This is a genomic window from Candidatus Caldatribacterium sp., from assembly GCA_014359405.1.
Taxonomy (GTDB): Bacteria; Atribacterota; Atribacteria; order Atribacterales; family Caldatribacteriaceae; genus Caldatribacterium; species Caldatribacterium oleiphilum.
In genome coordinates, this window is record JACIZN010000130.1 from 1 (window position 1) to 4,760 (window position 4,760).

5 protein-coding genes are annotated in these 4,760 nt (G+C 58.9%); 1 reads left to right on the forward strand and 4 read right to left on the reverse strand.

The window, feature by feature from the left end; translation table 11 throughout:
- The 4 genes from lpdA to H5U36_08955 form a co-directional block, all read right to left on the reverse strand.
- Nucleotides 1-1,168, reverse strand: a 1,168-nt coding sequence (gene lpdA, locus H5U36_08940) for a dihydrolipoyl dehydrogenase (protein MBC7218242.1), incomplete at its 3' end; no start/stop codon positions are given.
- Nucleotides 1,169-1,172: 4 nt separating this feature from the next.
- Nucleotides 1,173-2,588: an NADPH-dependent glutamate synthase gene (gene gltA / locus H5U36_08945; protein ID MBC7218243.1), complete on the reverse strand. Its 1,416-nt coding sequence runs from the start codon at nt 2,586-2,588 to the stop codon at nt 1,173-1,175.
- Entirely contained in the window at nt 2,578-3,429 is an 852-nt protein-coding gene (locus H5U36_08950) for a sulfide/dihydroorotate dehydrogenase-like FAD/NAD-binding protein (protein ID MBC7218244.1), read from the reverse strand. The genes gltA and H5U36_08950 overlap by 11 nt, the downstream gene beginning before the upstream one ends.
- 25 nt (nt 3,430-3,454) lie before the next feature.
- Nucleotides 3,455-4,072 carry a hypothetical protein gene (locus H5U36_08955; protein MBC7218245.1) on the reverse strand — a complete coding sequence of 206 codons (618 nt, stop codon included), beginning with the start codon at nt 4,070-4,072 and terminating at the stop codon, nt 3,455-3,457.
- A 536-nt stretch (nt 4,073-4,608) separates the two neighbouring features.
- On the opposite strand from H5U36_08955, the gene H5U36_08960 reads away from it, so the two are divergent.
- Nucleotides 4,609-4,760, forward strand: a 152-nt coding sequence (locus H5U36_08960; GenBank protein ID MBC7218246.1) for a hypothetical protein, incomplete at its 3' end; no start/stop codon positions are given.

The window sequence follows — 4,760 nt, forward strand, 5'->3', positions numbered from 1 at the left end:
CGATTTCCCCCTCAATCAGGGCTTTTCCGTTGGCCCGGAAGGGGAAGCGGCCGCAGCGAACCTCGTACCCTTGCGCCTTTGCCTCGTCTTCGGTGAGGCCCACGGAGGCAATCTCGGGGAAGCTGAAGATGCAGTTTGGCACCACCCGGTAGTCCATCGTCACCTTTTCCCCGCAGATATTCCGCACTGCCACTTCTGCTTCCTTGTACGCCACGTGGGCAAGGAGGTACTTCCCGTTCACGTCCCCGGGGGCGTACATCCAGGGAAGAGAGGTCCGCAGGGTCGCATCCGTCACCACTGCTTTCCCGTTCATCTCTACACCGATTTCCTCAAGCCCCAGGTTCTCGGTAGCTGGCGTGCGGCCCACGGCAACAAGGACGTACTCCCCGGAGGCCACACGGTTTGCACCGTTCTCTACGTAGGCCGCCTCGAGTTTTCCGTTTTTCTTCCGAATCTCCTCCACTTTCGCGTTCACGTGGATTTTCATCCCCCGCCGTTCCACAAGGCGGGTGAGAAGGTCTGTCACTTCCCGGTCCACCGGGGGAAGGATTTTGGGCATCATCTCGATGACTTCCACTTCCACCCCAAATCCCTGGAAGATGCACGCCATCTCCATGCCGATGACGCCGCCCCCGATGACGACGATGCTTTTTGGGAGCTCCGGAAGGTCTAAGGCTTTCTCGCTATCGATGACGCCGGGGAGATCGCTCCCTGGAACGGGAAGGGAAGCGGAGCGGGACCCCGAGGCAAGGAGGACAAAGCGGGGCTGGAACTCCCGAATTACTTTTCCGTCTCTCCGTACCTCCACCACCCGCTCCCCTGAGAAAGTGGCAAACCCCTGGACAATTTCAACCTTTGCCCGCTCCAAAAGGAAGCGCACCCCGCCGGTGAGCTGGCGCACAATTTTCTTTTTCCGCTCGAGAATCTTTTCCCAGTCAAGCCCCCGGTACTCGCCAAGGACACCGAATTCTCCTGCTTGCCTTACAAGGTGCGCCACCTCCTGGGTCTTGAAGAGGGCCTTGGTCGGGATGCAGCCCCGGTTGAGGCACGTTCCCCCAAGGTCCCGGGCCTCCACAAGGACGGTCTTTAAGCCCCGCTGGGCACCCCGCAGAGCCCCGGCGTACCCTGCCGGTCCGCCTCCGATGACGAGCAAATCCACCGTTTCCATGGGCTCACCTCCACTGGGGGAAACTGTCCGGGTCCTTGAAGAAGCGGTCGATAGCCCGGGCCGCTCGCTTTCCGGCCCCCATCGCTGAGATCACCGTTGCCGCCCCGGTGACGATGTCCCCTCCGGCGAAGACACCCCGCAGGTTCGTTGCCCCCGTCTCAGGATCAGCGACGATGTACCCGCGCTTGTTGAGCGCCAGGCCCTTTATGGTCTCAAGGAGCAGCGGGTTCGGTCCCTGGCCGATGGCCACCACAACCGTATCTGCCGGGATGACGAATTCCGACCCCGGCACCGGAACCGGACGGCGTCTCCCCGACTCATCGGGTTCCCCAAGCTCCATCTGGATGCACTCCATCCCCGTCACCCAGCCGTTCTCGTTGCCGATGAAGCGGACCGGAGTGGTGAGGATGATGCAGTTCACTCCTTCTTCTTCTGCCCGCTCGATTTCTTCAATCCGGGCCGGCATCTCCTTTTTTGTCCTCCGGTACACAAGGCACACCTCTTCGGCCCCAAGGCGGAGTGCCGTTCGCGCCGCGTCCATGGCCACGTTCCCTCCTCCGATGACGGCTACTCTCCTTCCGACCTTGATGGGCGTGTCGTAACGGGGGAAGAGGTACGCCTTCATGAGGTTTGAGCGGGTGAGGAATTCGTTCGCCGAGTAAATGCCGTTTAGGTTCTCCCCCGGGATGTTCAGAAAGTACGGAAGACCCGCACCTGTCCCGATGAAGAAGGCCTCGTACCCTGCATCGCGCAAGTCCTCAAGGGTGAAGGTTTTCCCAACGACGGCATTCACCTGGATTTCCACACCTAAGGACTTCACGTACTCCACTTCCTGGCGCACGATGGCCTTGGGGAGGCGGAACTCGGGAATGCCGTAGATGAGCACCCCTCCGGGGGCGTGGAGGGCCTCAAAGATCGTCACCTGGTACCCCATCTTGGCGAGCTCCCCCGCACAGGTGAGCCCCGCAGGACCAGAGCCGATGACGGCAACCTTTTTGGGAATGGGAGAGGGAGAGGGCGGAGTCTGCACTCCCTTCTCCCGCTCGTAATCGGCCAAAAACCGCTCCAAGTACCCTATGGCGATGGGCTGCCCTTTCTTCCCCAGGACGCATTCCTTCTCGCACTGGTCCTCCTGGGGACAGACCCTCCCGCAGATTGCCGGAAGGCTGTTCTTCTCCTTGATTTTGGCAATGGCTTCATCGAATCGCCCTTCCGCCAGAAGGCCGATGAATCCTGGGATGTCGATTTCCACCGGGCATCCCTTGACGCAGGAAGGCTTCTTGCACTGGAGGCATCGCCGGGCTTCCGCAACGGCTACGTCCTCAGGTAGCCCAAGGGGCACCTCGAAGAAGTCCCGAATTCGCTCTGATACCGGACGCTGTGGCATCTTTGGTCGGCCAAAGAGGCGATCAGTGGCCATGGGTAACTTCCTCCTTCGCTTTCTTGCTAAGGTAGAGATCGAGGGCTCTCCGCTCCTCCTCAAGGTACGTTCTTTGCCGCGCCAGAAGCTCGTCAAAGTCCACCTTCCATCCGTCGAACACCGGACCGTCCACACAGGTGAACCGGCACTGCCCGTCAACCGTCACCCGGCAGCACCCGCACATCCCTGTCCCGTCAACCATGATGGGATTGAGGCTCACAAGGACCGGGACTCCGTGGTCTTTGGCAAGGAGGCTCACCATCTTCATCATCATGACTGGGCCCACGGCGACGACGAGATCGACCTTTTCGCTTTGCAGAATCCGCTCAAGAACATGAGTTACAAACCCCTTCTCTCCGTAGGTCCCATCGTCAGTCGTCACGTAGAGGACGTCGCTCACCTCGCGCATCTTATCTTCCCAGAAGAGGAGGCTTGCCGTCCGGGCCCCGATGATGGACGTCACCCGGTTCCCACAGGCTTTCAAAGCCTTCGCCTTGGGGTAGGTGGGCGCAATGCCCACGCCTCCACCCACGCACACCACATGCCCGAAGTATTTCTCCTCAATCTCCCGCCCCAGGGGACCAACAAAGTCCAGAATCTCGTCACCTTCCTCGAGTTCCCCAAGCATCATGGTGGTCTTCCCCACTTCCTGGAAGATGATGGTTACCGTCCCCAAGGCAGGATCAAAATCGGCAATGGTGAGGGGGATGCGCTCGCCCTCTTCGCACACCCGAATGATGACGAACTGCCCGGGCTTTGCCTTCCGGGCCACCCAGGGAGCCTCAACAACCATGAGCTTGATCTGAGGAGTCAAAACCTCCTTTTTGATGATTCTTGCCACCTCGAATCCTCCTCCGTTTCTTGACTCAGGAAGGGAGGAAGCGGTAACTTTCCTCCCAGAAAAGCCACTCGTACTCCGTTGCCCTCGCAAAAAGGGTGTACGCCCTCTCTTTCTCGGAGACGGAAGCTCTCTCGGCCTCCCTCTCCAGGAAGACGAGGAATCCCTCGACAAGCTTCCCGTACGCCTCCCCTGCATAGGTCGCAAAAAAGGCCCGGTAAAGCGGAGGCGTACTCTCTCCGATTCCCTGCATGTACAAAAGCCCAATATCCCGGTAACTCGCAAAGCAGGGGGCAAGGGAAACGAGAATCTCAAAGGGCCCGTACATCCAGGCCGTCCGCAAAAGGAAATCCCCGTACCCCAGGGCTACTTTGGAAGGGGGATAGACGGTGAACCCTTCTTCTTTCTCGAGCATCTCGTGCATGGCGATTTCCCCCTGCACCGTCTCGTGAAGCAACCGCACCGCAAAGCGGCGGAGGTCTTGCTCGGGAGCCTTTGCCACGAGTACCCCAATTGTGGCAAGCATGTCCTCAAGGTAGGCATCGTCCTGGCTCAGGTAGTAGAAGAACTTCTCCCGAGGCAGCGTACCCTGAGCAAGTTCCCGGAGAAAGGAGTGGTTGAGAATCTCCCGCCACCTGGCCTCCACGCTCCCGCGAAGTTCCTGGAAGAATTTTTGTCCCACACGTCATCACCTCGGGGGATTATACCACAAAAGAGGGGTGGGTTTTCGTTCCGGTTCCCATCTTCCAGGTTCGGCGTCTCTCCCTGAACCCCGATGCACACCTCTTGTCCCTCACGGTCGCAAGGACAACGGATCATCGTAGAAAGATTCAGTGTAACCGTTCCGCCCTTCGCTGACGCGAGGGAGTGAGGGGAAATCTTCGGGAAGTTGTAGGTATTCCTGAGCGTGGTCCCTTGGGGTAAACCATCTCACAGGAGTGAGTTTAAAGGACCAGCTAGCGCACCCTCATGGAGTATCCCTCCTCAACGCCCCCTTCTTACAAGAAGTAACGCAACACCTTCTTCGTGGAATGCCTTCACCGAATCAATGAAGAGGGACTCTCCATTCTAAAGGATGTCTCCACCTTGGGGATGGTAGGGTAGTGTCTCAGAAAGTGTGTCCGCGGGGCAGCATGGTAGCCTTCCCGTTGGAAAAGGCTTTCGAAAGGAGGGAAAGCTACCATGCAGAAGGAAACACGTGACGAGATCGTGAAGGCGTTTGCGGAGGAGCTCAAGGTGATGGTCCGGAACCTTTTGGAGAACCTCATGCGGGAGGAGAGGGAGATCTATCTCGGGGAGCACCCTACGAAGGCGAACGGGTACTACACTCGAGA

What these genes read in the sequence shown, in the direction of transcription:
- gltA (MBC7218243.1), bottom strand. Translation starts at nt 2,588, where the DNA reads ATGGCCACTGATCGCCTCTTTGGCCGACCAAAGATGCCACAGCGTCCG.